Consider the following 13,650-nt stretch of genomic DNA (forward strand, 5'->3'; position numbering starts at 1 on the left):
GGCCCCCGGGCCGATGCCGGGCGCCGCCGGCGGGATCATCAACCGGTACCGGGACCGGATGCCGTTGCCGGCCGACGCCCCGGTGATCACGCTGGGGGAGGGCAACACCCCGCTGGTCCGCGCACAGGTGCTGAGCGAACGGATCGGTTGCGACGTGTGGCTCAAGGTCGAGGGCGCCAACCCGACCGGGTCGTTCAAGGACCGCGGCATGACGATGGCGGTCAGCGTCGCCGCGGCCGAGGGGTCGAAGGCGGTCGTCTGTGCCTCCACCGGCAACACCTCCGCGTCGGCCGCCGCCTATGCCGTACGGGCCGGCATGACACCGATCGTGTTGCTGCCGGCCGGTCGGATCGCGGCCGGGAAGTTGGCCCAGGCGATCGTCCACGGGGCCCGCATCATCCAGATCGACGGCTACTTCGACGAGTGCCTCGAGCTGGCGCAGAAGCTCGCCGTGGAGTACCCGGTGACCTTGGTCAACTCGGTCAACCCCGCCCGGATCGCCGGACAGAAGTCGGCGGCGTTCGAGATCGTCGACGCCCTCGGCGACGCCCCGCAGATCCACGCCATCCCGGTCGGCAACGCCGGCAACATCACCGCGTACTGGGACGGCTACGTCGAGTACGACCGCGACGGCGTTGCCACGAATCGTCCACACATGTGGGGATTCCAGGCTGCCGGGTCCGCGCCGTTGGTGGCCGGCCATCCGATCGCCGAACCGGACACCGTCGCCTCGGCGATCCGGATCGGCAACCCTGCCTCGGCGACCCAGGCCATGACTGCGGTACGGGAGTCGGCCGGCGTGATCGAAGCGGTCACCGACGAGGAAATCCTTGCTGCACAGGCATTCCTGGCTGCCGGCGAGGGTGTCTTCTGCGAGCCGGCCTCGGCCGCATCGGTGGCCGGGGTGATCAAGAAGGCCGAGGCGGGTGAGGTGGAGCGAGGGCAGACGATCGTCTGCACGCTCACCGGGAACGGGCTCAAGGACATCGACACCGCCCTGCAGGGCAGGAAGGCCGTGGACCAGACGGTGGCGGCGGACGTGCACCGCATCGCCGAAGCTGCTGGTCTCGCGGACTGAGGTTCCATGATCAATTCATCTGGTCAGGCACCGGTGCCGGTCGGCACCCGGGCCACCGTGCTGGTGCCGGCGACGTCGGCGAACCTGGGGCCCGGCTTCGACTCGGTCGGCCTGGCCCTCGACCGGTACGACCACGTGTCGGCGACGGTCACCGCGTCGGGCGTCGAGGTCGACGTCTCCGGTGAAGGGGAGTCCGACGTACCCCGGGACGGCTCCCACCTGGTGGTGCGGGTGATCCGGCACGGCCTGGCCGAGCTCGGATGTGCCCTGTCCGGCCTGCACCTGGTCGCCACCAACACGATCCCGCACGGCCGGGGGCTCGGCTCGTCGGCGGCCGCGATCGTGGCCGGCCTCGGCCTCGCCTGGGGATTGGCCCGACCCGACACCGAGCTCGATCGGGAGTGGCTGTTGGCGCAGGCCGCGGAGTTGGAGGGCCACCCCGACAACGTGGCCGCCGCGGTGTTCGGCGGCTACACGATCGCCTGGTACGAGGACCCGGGCCAGCAGGGGGTCGGCACCGACCTGGTCGGACCGGCGGTCGCGGTGTCACTGCCGGTGCACGCCGACCTCGGCATCGTGGCGCTGGTGCCCGACCAGTCGCTGGCCACCCGGCAGGCCCGGGAGGTGCTGCCGACCCAGGTGCCGTTCGCCGAAGCGGTCGCCACCGCCGGTCGGGCCGCACTGCTGACCCACGCGATCACGACGGCCCCGGAGCTGTTGGGTCCGGCGACCCGGGACTGGCTTCACCAGGCGCCGCGGGCGACCCAGTTCCCGGAGTCGGCGTCGCTGCTGGCCGAACTGCGCGAGGCCGGACATGCGGCCGTCATCAGCGGGGCCGGCCCGACCGTGCTGGTGGTCGGCCCCACCGCCGACATGGTGGAGCTGGCCGACGTCCGCCATCCCGGTTTCGTGGCCTCGTTCCATCGGGCCGGATCAGGCCTCACGCTGGCTCCGGAGAGCGTGCCCGCGCCGGGTTGAGCGGCGACACACCACACGGGATCGTGCCTGCGGCCCAGATGGTGTTACGCTGGGTGACCAGAGCCCACGCCTGAGTCGTGGTGTTCGACGCCGCAAGGTCCCGGCGCGGTGGGTGGCTGTCACCCCTCACCAACGGTTTCCAGTTTCGGATTCCGGGCCTGTCTCACACCTACAGGTACGGCCGTGGCGTATCCACACGTCTGGCGCCTGACATGTCCATCTGAAAGGACACACGTGACGAATACCGCCGAGAACACCCCCGCCGTCACCTCGGACGAGGCCGGTGGGCGTCGGCGCAAGGGGTCCGGTCTGGACGCGATGCTCCTCCCCGAGTTGAAGCGAATGGCGTCCTCCATGGGCCTCAAGGGCACCACCGGGATGCGCAAGAGCGACCTCGTCGAGGCGATCAAGCTCGCGCAGGCAGGCTCGCGCCCCGCGCAGGCCGAGGGCGCCCGTACGCAGGCGCCCCGCCAGGGCAGGGCACAGGGTGCCGACCAGCCGGCCCTGACCGAGGACCGGCCCGCCGGAGGCGACCGTGCCCCGGCCACCGCGAACGGAACGGTGAACGCCAACCCGAACCCGAACGGCAACGCCAACGCGGGCGGCAACGCCAACACGGCCAGCAACTCGGGCGCGGGCGCCAACGCGAACCGCAGCGGCGACGCCAACGGCCGTACGAGCACGGGCGGCAACGCCAACACGAGCGGCAACTCGAACGTGGGCGGCAACTCGAACGTGGGCGGCAACTCGAACGAGCCCAGCAACGCCGGTTCGAGCACCTCGGTGTCGGCCGATGTCGCCGCAGCCGTGGGCGAGCGCCTCGAACGTGAGGTCCGCCGTGACTCCGGTGAGTCGCGCGCCGAGGACGGCGACGACGACCGTCGCGGCCGCCGCGACGGCAACAACGACCGCGGCAACAACGATCGTGGGAACCAGAATCGCGACAACAACAACCGCGACAACAACGGTGACCGCGGCAACCAGAACCGCGACAACAACAACCGCGACAACAACAACGATCGCGGCAACCAGAACCGGGACAACCAGAACCGGGACAACCAGAACCGGGACAACCAGAACCGCAACAACGGCGGCGGCAACCGGGACGACGAGGACGGCGGCGGTCGCCGCGGCCGACGTCGTCGCAACCGGGATCGGCAGAACCGCCGTACCCGGGGCGGCGGTGGCCAGGTCGATCGCTACGAGGCCGACCCGGTGATCAGCGAGGACGACGTGCTGACGCCGGTCTCGGGGATCCTCGACGTGATGGACAACTACGCGTTCGTCCGTCGCAGCGGCTATCTTCCCGGGCCCGACGACGCGTACGTGTCGTTGTCGATGGTGAAGAAGTTCGGGCTGCGCAAGGGTGACGTCATCACCGGCGTGCTGCGCGAGCCGAAGGACGGCGAGCGGCGCGAGAAGTTCAACCCGCTGGTCAAGTGCGAGACCGTGAACGGGCTGCCTCCCGAGGAGGCGAAGAACCGTCCCGAGTTCTCCAAGCTCACCCCGCTGTACCCGCAGGAGCGGCTGCGGTTGGAGACCCGGCCCACGCAGATGGCCGGCCGGATCATCGACATCGTCGCCCCCGTCGGCAAGGGCCAGCGAGGCCTGATCGTGTCGCCGCCGAAGGCCGGCAAGACGATCGTGATGCAGCAGATCGCCAACGCGATCACCCAGAACAATCCCGAGGTCCACCTGATGGTGGTGCTGGTCGACGAGCGTCCCGAGGAGGTCACCGACTTCCAGCGCACCGTCGACGGCGAGGTCATCGCCTCGACCTTCGACCGTCCCGCCGACGACCACACCACGGTCGCCGAGCTGGCGATCGAGCGGGCCAAGCGGCTCGTCGAGCTGGGCCACGACGTGGTCGTGCTGCTGGACGGCATCACTCGACTGGGGCGTGCCTACAACTTGGCCGCCCCCGCGTCGGGTCGGATCCTGTCCGGTGGTGTCGACTCCGCCGCGCTGTACCCGCCGAAGCGGTTCTTCGGTGCCGCGCGCAACATCGAGGACGGCGGCTCGCTGACCATCCTCGCCACCGCCCTGATCGAGACCGGCTCGAAGATGGACGAGGTGATCTTCGAGGAGTTCAAGGGCACCGGCAACATGGAGCTCCGGCTGCGTCGGGAGTTCGCCGACAAGCGGATCTTCCCGGCGATCGACGTCGATGCCTCCAGCACCCGACGCGAGGAGTTGCTGTTGGGCCGCGAGGAGCTCGCGATCATCTGGAAGCTGCGGCGGGTGCTCAGCGGCCTCGACGGTACGCAGGCCCTGGAGATGCTGCTCGGCCGGCTCCGCAAGACGCAGAGCAACACCGAGTTCCTGACCGTCATCTCGCGGACCACGCCGGGCCGCGAGGAGTGAGGTCACGTACGGGAACAACCACGGTTTGCCCGCGGTTGTACCCGTACGGCACAATTGCCCGGTTGCCGGTTCACGCACTGACGCCGCCACGGATGTGGGGCTGCGACCCGGCACGATCTGAGGAGAACCCATGAAGGCCGACATTCACCCCACGTACGTGGAGACCCAGGTCACCTGTACCTGTGGCAACTCGTTCACGACCCGCAGCACCGCTGCCGACGGCGTGATGCGCGCCGACGTGTGCAGCCAGTGCCACCCGTTCTACACCGGCAAGCAGAAGATCCTCGACACCGGTGGCCGCGTCGCCCGCTTCCAGAAGCGGTACGCGAAGCAGACCGACAGCAAGTAGCACGATCACGGCGGCGTCGGACCGGGAGACCTCCCGGACCGGCGTCGCCGTTGTCGTCCCCGCAGCCCGTACGACCACACGCCAGCCCGTACGACCACACGCCAGCCCGTACGACCACACGCCAGCCCGTACGACCACACGCCACGAAAGGCGCCCGATGCCAGACCCGGCCGGATCCTTCCCGCACGCGGAGCAGGTCCGTGCCGAGCTCACCGAGGTCGAGGCGGAGCTGGCTCGGCCCGAACTGCACAGTGACGTCTCCCGGGCCCGCCGGATGGGGCGTCGCCATGCCGAGCTGGCGCCGGTGGTCCGAGCACTCGACGAGTACGAGGCCCTGTCCGGCGACCTGGCGACCGCCCAGGAACTGGCCGGCGAGGACGTGTCCTTCGCCGCGGAGGCCGAGGAGTTGACCGAACGCCTGGCCGCGCTGACCGACCAGCTGACCCGGATGCTGGCACCCCGCGACCCGCACGACTCGGCCGACGCGCTGTTGGAGATCAAGTCCGGCGAGGGCGGCGAGGAGTCCGCGCTGTTCGCCGGCGACCTGCTGAAGATGTACACCCGGTACGGCGAGCGGATCGGCTGGTCGGTCCAGGTGCTCGACGACCAGCCGACCGACCTCGGCGGGCACAAGTCGGTGACGGTGGCGGTGCAGGCCGGCAGCGGCGTCGCACCCGAGCTGATGCCGTACGGGGTGTTGAAGTTCGAGGGCGGCGTGCACCGGGTGCAGCGGGTCCCGGTCACCGAGTCGCAGGGGCGGATCCACACCAGTGCCGCCGGGGTGCTGGTGATGCCCGACATCGAGGCCGACGAGCTGACGATCAACGACGACGACCTGCGCATCGACGTGTTCCGTGCGTCCGGGCCGGGTGGGCAGGGTGTCAACACCACCGACTCGGCGGTACGGATCACGCACCTGCCGACCGGGACCGTGGTGAGTTGTCAGAACCAGCGCTCCCAGCTGCAGAACAAGGACCATGCGATGCGGATGTTGCGGGCCCGGCTGGTGGCGCTGGCCGAGGAGGAGGAGGCGCGGTCCGCGGCCGAGGCGCGCCGGTCGCAGGTACGGACGGTCGACCGTTCCGAGCGCATCCGGACCTACAACTTCCCGGAGAACCGGATCGCCGACCACCGGATCGGCTACAAGGCGCACAACCTCGACGCAGTGCTGAACGGCCGGCTCGACGAGCTCGTCGCGGCTCTGGCCGAGGCCGACCTGCACGCCCGACTCGAAGCTGCCGGGGAACAGTCCGCGGCCCGGGTCGATGGCTGAGGTGCCCGCGTCGGTCGTCCTGGCCGAGGCGACGGCGCAGCTGACCGCGGCGGGATCGGCCAGTCCCGCCGCGGACGCGCGGCTGTTGCTGGCGCACCTGCTGGGACTGCCGCTGGGACGGCTCGCGATGGCCGGTGAGCTCGCCGAGGCCCAGGCCACGGCGTACCGGGACCTGGTCGACCGGCGCGCGACCGGGATCCCGGTGCAACACCTGACCGGGGTCGCGGCGTTCCGGTACGTCGAGGTCGGCGTCGGGCCCGGGGTGTTCGTGCCCCGACCCGAGACCGAGGTGATGGTCGGTTGGGCGGTGGACCGGCTGGCCGAGCTGGTCGCCGCCGGTGTCGAGCAGCCGGTGGTGGTGGACGCGTGCACCGGATCAGGGGTGATCGCGAAGGCGTTGGCCCACGAAGTGCCCACCGCCCGGATCCACGCCTGCGAGGTGAGCGAGGCCGCGTACGACCGGGCCGTGGCCAACCTGGCCGGGACCGGGGTGGACGTGGTCTGTGCCGACCTGGCCGACGCCTTCGACGACCTCGCCGGGGCCGTCGACCTGGTGATCTGCAACCCGCCGTACATCCCCCTGGAGGCGTGGGAGTCGGTGACCGCCGAGGTCCGCGACCACGACCCGTCCCTGGCGTTGTTCTCCGGGGCCGACGGGTTGGACGTGATGCGGGTGCTGACGGTACGGGCCGCGCACTGGCTGCGACCCGGGGGACTGGTCGCCGCCGAGCACGCCGAGGTGCAGGAGACGTCGGCGCCGGCGGTGTTCGTGGCACAGGGCGACTGGGAGTTGGTCCGCGATCATCGCGACCTCACCGGACGCCCGCGATTCACCACTGCGCGTCGTCGAGCGGCGGCGGGTGGGCAATGAGGTTTGATCTGGCAGGATTGCCCGAGTGAGTGGTGAGGTGACCGGCGGTGAGCCGCGCAGCGAGGGCGAGGTCCGGGTGTCGGATGACGTTGACGAATCGACACCGACCGTGACCGCGGAAACCGCGGACGAGGCCGATGAAGCGGCGCCGCGGGTCGAGGAGCCGGATCCCGCAGACGAGCCGGCGGCTGAAGAAGTCATCGAGCCCGTCGCTGAGCCCGCGGCTGAGCAGGACGCTGAGCCCGCGGCTGAGCAGGATGCAGAGTCTGGCGCTGTGCAGGATGCCGAGCCTGGCGCTGTGCAGGACGCTGGGCCCGCGGCTGAGGCCGTCGCTGAGCAGGACGTCGAGCCTGCGGCTGAGCAGGACGCCGAGTCTGCCGACGGCCTCGACGAGGACGCGGTCGAGCCCGAGCCCGAACCGGAGCCGGAGGAACCCACCTGGGTGCTCGTCGCCGCAGACGACGTGGAGGACGCCGAGGACGTGGTCCGTGACGCGGTGGAGGAGGGGCTGACGGTCGTGCTGCCCACCGACACCGTGTACGGCATCGGTGTGGATGCCTTCAACAGTGATGCGGTGAGCACCCTGCTGGAGGTCAAGGGCCGCGGCCGCGACAAGCCACCGCCGGTGCTGATCGCCGATCCCGGGTTGGTGAAGGCGCTCGCGACGAACGTGCCCAGTCAGGCCGAGGACCTGATGGCCGCCCACTGGCCCGGTCCGCTGACCGTGATCCTCGAGGCGCAGTCGAACCTGCAGATGGACCTGGGGGACACCGAGGGCAGCATCGCGCTGCGGGTGCCCGACCTCGACCTCACCCGCGAGATCCTGCGCTGGACCGGCCCGATGGCGGTGTCCAGCGCCAACAAGACCGGAGAGCCGGCGGCGACCACCGTCGACGAGGCGATCGAGCAGCTGGGCAACGGCGTCAGTGTGTACGTGGACGGTGGACCCTCGCCGGTCGACAATCCACCGCCGTCCACGATGGTCGACTTCACCCATGAACCTGATGGCGTGGTGGTCCGGCTGGGAGCCATCTCGATGGAGGTGTTGCGGGAGACGCTTCCCGGCATCGTCGAGTTCAGTGCCGAACCGGCAACCGAGGACGAGGTCGAACCGGCCGTCGACCCGGTCGAGGCCGGCGGCGACCAGGAGTCCACGTCGGACGAGTCTGTCGGGACGTCCCCGGATGACCTGGACGAGCAGAACGCTGACGCCGAGTCCGAGGTCGATGCCCAGTCCGAGGTCGATGCCCAGTACGGGGACGATGCCCAGTACGGGGACGATGCCCAGTACGGGGACGATGCCCAGTACGGGGACGGGGACCTGGTCGATGCGGATGATCCTGACCAGTCGTCGACCGACGCGCTGTTCGCCGGACGTGGTGACGTCGATGACGACGGCACCGAGGACGAGGCCACCCAGGACGGGTCGGCCGAGGATGCGTTGGCCGAGGATGCGGTGACCCAGGATGCGGTGACCCGGGATCGGGATGCGGTGACCCGGGATGCGGTGACCCAGGACGGGCCGACCCAGGACGGGGCCTCCGGCACCGACAGCTCTGGGGTCGCCGGGGCCACCGAGTCCGCCGCCACGGAAGGTGAAACGTCCGCCACGTCGGCGAACGAGTCGGACCAGATCGGTTCGGTGGAGGAGATCGAGGCCCAGATCGAGGCTGCGGCCGCGGTCACCACACCGACGTCGGCGAGCACCCCGGACCCCGAACCACCGGCCGGCTGAGCCGATGCGCGAGTACCTGCTCGTCTTCCTCGTCGCAGCGGCGATCACGTACCTGCTGACAGGTGCCTGTCGGGTGGTCGCGCTGCGGGTGGGGGCGGTGGCCAAGGTCCGCGACCGGGACGTCCACACGATCCCGATTCCGTACTTCGGGGGGGTTGCCATGCTGTTCGGCGTGGGGGCGGCCATGATGCTGGCGGTCAACCTGCCCTGGCTCGGCCGCCACGTCGGCGTCCGGTACGACACGTACGCGGTGCTGGCCGGCGCGGTGATCATCGTCATCGTCGGCGTCCTCGACGACCTGTTCGACCTGAACGCGCTGGCCAAGTTCGCCGGCCAGATCTGTGCGGCCGCCGTGGTCGTGGGCCTCGGCGTGAAGATGCTGTGGATCCCGCTGCCGAACGCCATCATCTCGCTCGACAACGCCGCCTCCACGGCCGTCACCGTCTTCTTCGTGGTGCTCTGCTCCAACGCGGTGAACTTCGTCGACGGGCTCGACGGCCTGGCCACCGGGGTGGTCGGCATCGGCGCGGTCGCGTTCTTCCTCTACTCGTACTACCTGTCCTCCGAACAACACCTGGTACTGGCCACCACTTCCAGTGTGATCACCGTCGCGCTGGCCGGGATCTGTGCCGGCTTCCTGCCGCACAACTTCTCGCCGGCCCGGATCTTCATGGGCGACTCCGGTGCCCTGCTGCTGGGGCTGCTGTTGGCGACCTCGACCATCTCACTCACCGGACAGATGGACTCGGCCCAGGTGCAGCAGGCGAGCGACCTGATCCCGGCGTACCTGCCGTTGGTGCTGCCGCTGGCAATCCTGGCGCTGCCGTTCCTCGACCTCACCCTCGCCGTGGTGCGGCGTACGTTCGCGGGCCGCTGGTGGTTCGTGGCGGACAAGAAGCACATCCACCACCGGCTGCTCGAGCGCGGGCACAGCCAACGCCGCGCCGTCCTGCTGATGTACGTGTGGAGCGCGCTGATCTCAGGGACCGTCGTCGCCGCGGGGCTGATGCGTACCTGGTGGGTGCTCGTGGCCGCCGTCGTGCTGGCCGGGATCCTCACCGCCTTCACCGTCCGGTCACCCCGGCAGGCCGATCGCACCGCCGCCGACCACGTCAAGGTCTGACCCGGCCGAGCTGCGCTCCGAGTGGGCAGTTGGAGTGGCCCGACCGCGCCGAGTGGGCAGTTGGAGTGGCCCGACCGCGCCGAGTGGGCAGTTGGAGGGTCGCCATCGAACCGAGCGGGCAGTTGGAGTGCTGGCTCGTCATCGACAACCTCTCCGACTGCCCTCTCGCTGAGGCTTGGTGGAGGTGGGCGGCTGGACCGGCGCCACCGAGCCGAGCGGGCAGTTGGAGGGGGGTCGCCACCGAACCGAGCGGGCAGTTGGAGTGCTGGCTCGTCACCGTCAACCTCTCCGACTGCCCTCTCGCTGAGGCTTGGTGGAGGTGGGCGGCTGGACCGGCTCGACAGGCTCGACAGGCTCGACAGGCTCGACGGTCCCGATGGGCGTCGGGCGTCGGGCGTCGGGGTGGGCGTCCCGACGAGCTCGACGGGCGTGGGGGCCCAACAAGTGACGAGGATTGTCGCAGCCCCGGCACTTTGTGCTAGTTTTCACAAGCAGTGCGGACGACCGCCTGACACCCGGACATCGACGCCCACCGTGCGTGCCGAGGTACGCCAGATTGCAGACGACGAGGACCATGAACGCCACCGCCGAGCAGCCCGTGGCTGCCCTGCCCGCCGGCCACGTGCCGAGCGAGGACCAGGCGGCGGCGATGCGGGTCAACGGGCAGAAGGCACTCGTCGCCGGGTTCGTCGGAGCACACATTCTTGCCGTCCCGACGCTGATCGTGCTGGGCATCACCCTGGGGCGCGCCGGGATGGTCACCGGGGCGCTGGGCGCCGTGGTCGTCCTGCTGTACCGCATCTTCGGCCAGATGATCACCAACAACGCCACGCGGCAGCCGGTCGGCAGCCAGCTGGCCACCGCGATGGGCTCCCTGCTGCTGCGGATGACGGCCCTGCTGGTGTTGCTCGGTGTCTGGTTCGCGTTGCCCGCCGAGGTCACCGCACCCCTGGAACCGATCGGGATCGCGCTGGGCATCCTGGCCGCCGAGCTCGGCTGGATGGGCGCCCTGATCGTCACCGGGATCCGTGCCCGGATGCCGATCTACGACCTGCCGGCGAGCACCTTCGACAACACCGGATCAAGCGCTTCCGGACGCCGGGAGGAGACGAGATGACGGAGCCCACGACGGCTGCTAGAGTCCCTCACGCGTCACGGCACGGGGGGCAGGTCGGCGCACCGGACGAGGCAGCCGAGGAGCGATTCTCGGACGGCTCGCGGGTGTTGGCGCTGGTCATCACCGGACCGTTGTTCTACACCGGAGTCGGGTGGGCGGTGGACCACTTCTGGTTGCACACCGGCTTCCTGCCCGCGGTCGGACTGCTGCTCGGTGCGGTCCTGTCCGGAGTCATGTTCTACCGACGTTACAGAGACCAGGCGTGAGCCGGAAGCCAGGAGAGGAATGGGTGTGGGTGGTCTAGGCATCCCCGTGGTCCCGATGGAGACCGGCGACGAGTGGCAACCTCCGAGCCTGGACAAGGACTTCACGTTCAGCGGTGGTTTCATCCCGGGCGTCGACTGGGTGAACAAGCCGTTCATCCAGGCGATCATCGCCGCGGTCATCATCCTGGTCTTCTGGTTGGTCGTCTCGCGCAAGCTCAAGGTCGTACCGAGCAAGTCACAGTTCCTGGCCGAGAGTGCGTACAACTTCGTCCGCAACGGCATCGGTCGCGACATGATCGGCGGCAAGGACTTCCACCGCTACGTGCCGTACCTGGTGGCGCTGTTCTTCTTCGTGCTGGTCAACAACCTGTTCGGGCTGTTCTTCCCGTTCATGTACCCGACGACCGCCAACATCGGCTACGTCTGGGGCATGGCGCTGCTGTCGTGGGTGATCTACAACGTCGCCGGCTTCCACAAGCACGGCCTCAAGTACATCAAGCTGCAGACCGTGCCGGGCGGAACCCCGTGGTGGCTGCTGCCGCTGCTCATCCCGATCGAGTTCCTGTCGAACTTCATCGTCCGCCCGTTGACCCTGGCCCTGCGACTGTTCGGCAACATGCTGGCCGGTCACGCGATGGTGCTGGTGTTCGTGGTCGGCGGTACGTTCCTGCTCACCTCGGTCGGCAACATCGGCCTCCAACTCGCCGGTGGCGTCGCGCTGATCTTCAGCTTCGCGATCTTCGCCTTCGAGTTGCTCGTCGCCGGTCTGCAGGCCTACATCTTCGCGGTGCTGTCGGCGGTCTACGTCTCCAGCGCCATCTCCGACGACCACTGACCCGTACGACCAACCTTCGACCTCGATCCACGTCCGCAACACCCAAGACCTCCACATAGGGAAACCTCGAAAGGAACATCATGGAAGGCATCATCATCAACGGCTCGCTGAGCATGATCGGCGCAGGCCTGGCGGCCATCGGTGCCGGTATCGGCGTCGGTCTGTCCTTCTTCGCCATGCTGCAGGGCATCGCCCGTCAGCCCGAGGCAGCCGGCACCCTCTTCGGCCGCGGCATCATCGGTGCGGCCCTGGCCGAGGCGCTGTTCGTCCTCGCCCTGGTCTTCGCCCTGTTCGTCTGACCTGACCTCGCTGAGAAGGAAGGGAGGCCGGGATGGCGATTCTGCCCCATCACCTGTCCGAAGTCATCATGGGCGTCCTGCTCGTGGTGGTCCTCTGGTTCGTGATCGCCAAGTTCGTCGCGCCCAAGTTCGAGGAGGCGTACCAGCTTCGTCGGGACGCGATCGAGGGTGGCATCGAGCGGGCCGAGGAGGCGCAGCGCAAGGCTGAGGCAGCGCTGCAGCAGTACGAGGAGCAGCTGTCGGGTGCGCGCGCCGAGGCGGCTCGCATCCGGGAGGATGCCAAGAATGAGGGTGCGACCATCCTGAGCGAGATGCGGGAGCAGGCCCAGGCCGAGTCCGAACGCATCATCTCCCAGGCCCGCACCCAGCTCGAGGCCGAGCGGACGAAGGTCGTCACCGAGCTTCGCTCCGAGGTCGGTGGCCTGGCCACCAGCCTGGCCGGTCGGATCGTCGGGGAGTCCCTCGACGACGACGAGCGGGCACGCCGTACGGTTGACCGCTTCATCGCGGACCTGGAGTCGTCGTCGACGACCGAGGGTGCCGTCGCGGGGCAGTCATGAGCCAGGCGAGCGAGGCCCGGACGAGCGCCCTGGACCGGGTGCTCGATCGCCACGACGTGGCCGAGGGCCTGTCCGACGAGGTCTTCGCGGTCGTCGACGCGATCGACGCCTCGCCGATGCTGCGGCGCACCTTGTCCGACCCCGGGTCGGACCCGCAGAACCGCAAGGAGTTCGCCCAGGCGGTCCTCGGCGGCAAGGTGTCGCAGCCGGTGATCGGACTGGTCTCCGACGCGGCGGCACTGCGTTGGTCCTCGGGTTCCGCGTTCGTGGCGGCACTCGAACGCCAGGGCATCCGGGCCGAACTGCGGCAGGCCGACCTCGGTGGTGGGCTGGCGGACGTGGAGGACGAGTTGTTCCGCTTCGCCCGCCTCGTGGAGGGCCAGCCGGAGGTCCGCAACAGCCTGGCCGACCGGACCGTACCGGTCGAGGTCCGCCGCGACCTGGTGTCGGACCTGCTGCAGGGCAAGGTCGGTCCGTCCACCGCCAAGCTCGCCCGGCGCGCCGTCGCCGCGCGGGAGCGGACGTTCGGCCGTACCATCGACAGCTACGTCGCGCTGGCCGCCGAGCAGCGGCAGCGGGCCATCGCCACCGTCCGGGTCGCCCGGCCGTTGGACGCCGGTCAGGTCGACCGGCTCACCGCGGCGCTGAGCCGGCAGGCGGGCCGTCCGATCGCGGTCCAGGTCGTCGTCGATCCCCAGGTGCTGGGCGGGGTTCGCGTCGAACTCGGCGACCAGGTCATCGAGGGCACGGTGGCCGGGCGGCTCGACACCGCCCACCGCTTGCTCAGCGAGTGATCGCACCC

At 69.6% G+C, this 13,650-nt stretch carries 14 protein-coding genes; all 14 read left to right on the top strand.

The genetic code is table 11. The features are described 5' to 3' along the window. Positions 1-13: 13 nt before the first annotated feature. Positions 14-1,078, top strand: a complete 1,065-nt coding sequence (gene thrC, locus ACQBAU_RS08405) for a threonine synthase (protein ID WP_434550471.1) — start codon at positions 14-16, stop codon at positions 1,076-1,078. 6 nt (positions 1,079-1,084) lie between these two features. After that, positions 1,085-2,056 (top strand): homoserine kinase, encoded by a 972-nt coding sequence (gene thrB, locus ACQBAU_RS08410; protein ID WP_434550382.1) that lies wholly within the window; start codon positions 1,085-1,087, stop codon positions 2,054-2,056. Positions 2,057-2,290: 234 nt separating this feature from the next. Then, on the top strand, positions 2,291-4,420 hold the full coding sequence (rho, locus tag ACQBAU_RS08415) for a transcription termination factor Rho (protein ID WP_434550381.1): 2,130 nt from the start codon (positions 2,291-2,293) through the stop codon (positions 4,418-4,420). A gap of 130 nt (positions 4,421-4,550) precedes the next feature. Further along, positions 4,551-4,769 (top strand): 50S ribosomal protein L31, encoded by a 219-nt coding sequence (rpmE, locus tag ACQBAU_RS08420; RefSeq protein ID WP_434550380.1) that lies wholly within the window; start codon positions 4,551-4,553, stop codon positions 4,767-4,769. 157 nt (positions 4,770-4,926) lie between these two features. Further along, positions 4,927-6,042, top strand: a complete 1,116-nt coding sequence (gene prfA / locus ACQBAU_RS08425; protein WP_465255919.1) for a peptide chain release factor 1 — start codon at positions 4,927-4,929, stop codon at positions 6,040-6,042. Further along, positions 6,035-6,913 carry a peptide chain release factor N(5)-glutamine methyltransferase gene (gene prmC, locus ACQBAU_RS08430; RefSeq protein WP_465255920.1) on the top strand — a complete coding sequence of 293 codons (879 nt, stop codon included), beginning with the start codon at positions 6,035-6,037 and terminating at the stop codon, positions 6,911-6,913. The genes prfA and prmC overlap by 8 nt, the downstream gene beginning before the upstream one ends. A gap of 298 nt (positions 6,914-7,211) precedes the next feature. Beyond that, positions 7,212-8,648, top strand: coding sequence for an L-threonylcarbamoyladenylate synthase (locus ACQBAU_RS08435; protein WP_465255921.1), 1,437 nt, complete (start codon positions 7,212-7,214; stop codon positions 8,646-8,648). Positions 8,649-8,652: 4 nt separating this feature from the next. Further along, a complete protein-coding gene (locus tag ACQBAU_RS08440) occupies positions 8,653-9,771 on the top strand; it encodes an MraY family glycosyltransferase (protein WP_434550376.1) in 1,119 nt (372 codons plus the stop codon). Between the two features lie 574 nt (positions 9,772-10,345). Next, positions 10,346-10,888 (top strand): hypothetical protein, encoded by a 543-nt coding sequence (locus ACQBAU_RS08445; protein ID WP_434550375.1) that lies wholly within the window; start codon positions 10,346-10,348, stop codon positions 10,886-10,888. Positions 10,889-10,992: 104 nt separating this feature from the next. Then, complete coding sequence (locus ACQBAU_RS08450) at positions 10,993-11,154, top strand: hypothetical protein (RefSeq protein ID WP_465259484.1); 162 nt, start codon at positions 10,993-10,995, stop codon at positions 11,152-11,154. Between the two features lie 55 nt (positions 11,155-11,209). Continuing rightward, positions 11,210-11,989, top strand: coding sequence for a F0F1 ATP synthase subunit A (gene atpB / locus ACQBAU_RS08455; protein WP_434550470.1), 780 nt, complete (start codon positions 11,210-11,212; stop codon positions 11,987-11,989). Positions 11,990-12,069: 80 nt separating this feature from the next. Further along, complete coding sequence (locus tag ACQBAU_RS08460) at positions 12,070-12,288, top strand: F0F1 ATP synthase subunit C (RefSeq protein WP_434550373.1); 219 nt, start codon at positions 12,070-12,072, stop codon at positions 12,286-12,288. Between the two features lie 32 nt (positions 12,289-12,320). Next, a complete protein-coding gene (locus ACQBAU_RS08465; RefSeq protein WP_434550372.1) occupies positions 12,321-12,848 on the top strand; it encodes a F0F1 ATP synthase subunit B in 528 nt (175 codons plus the stop codon). Next, the gene (locus ACQBAU_RS08470) at positions 12,845-13,642 is read left to right on the top strand and encodes a F0F1 ATP synthase subunit delta (RefSeq protein ID WP_434550371.1); all 798 of its coding nucleotides are present in this window, start codon (positions 12,845-12,847) and stop codon (positions 13,640-13,642) included. Before ACQBAU_RS08465 ends, ACQBAU_RS08470 begins: the two co-directional genes overlap by 4 nt. Positions 13,643-13,650: the final 8 nt, after the last annotated feature.

Source organism: Carbonicoccus niuqiaonis, from assembly GCF_050157065.1.
Lineage (GTDB): Bacteria > Actinomycetota > Actinomycetes > Propionibacteriales > Propionibacteriaceae > Avipropionibacterium.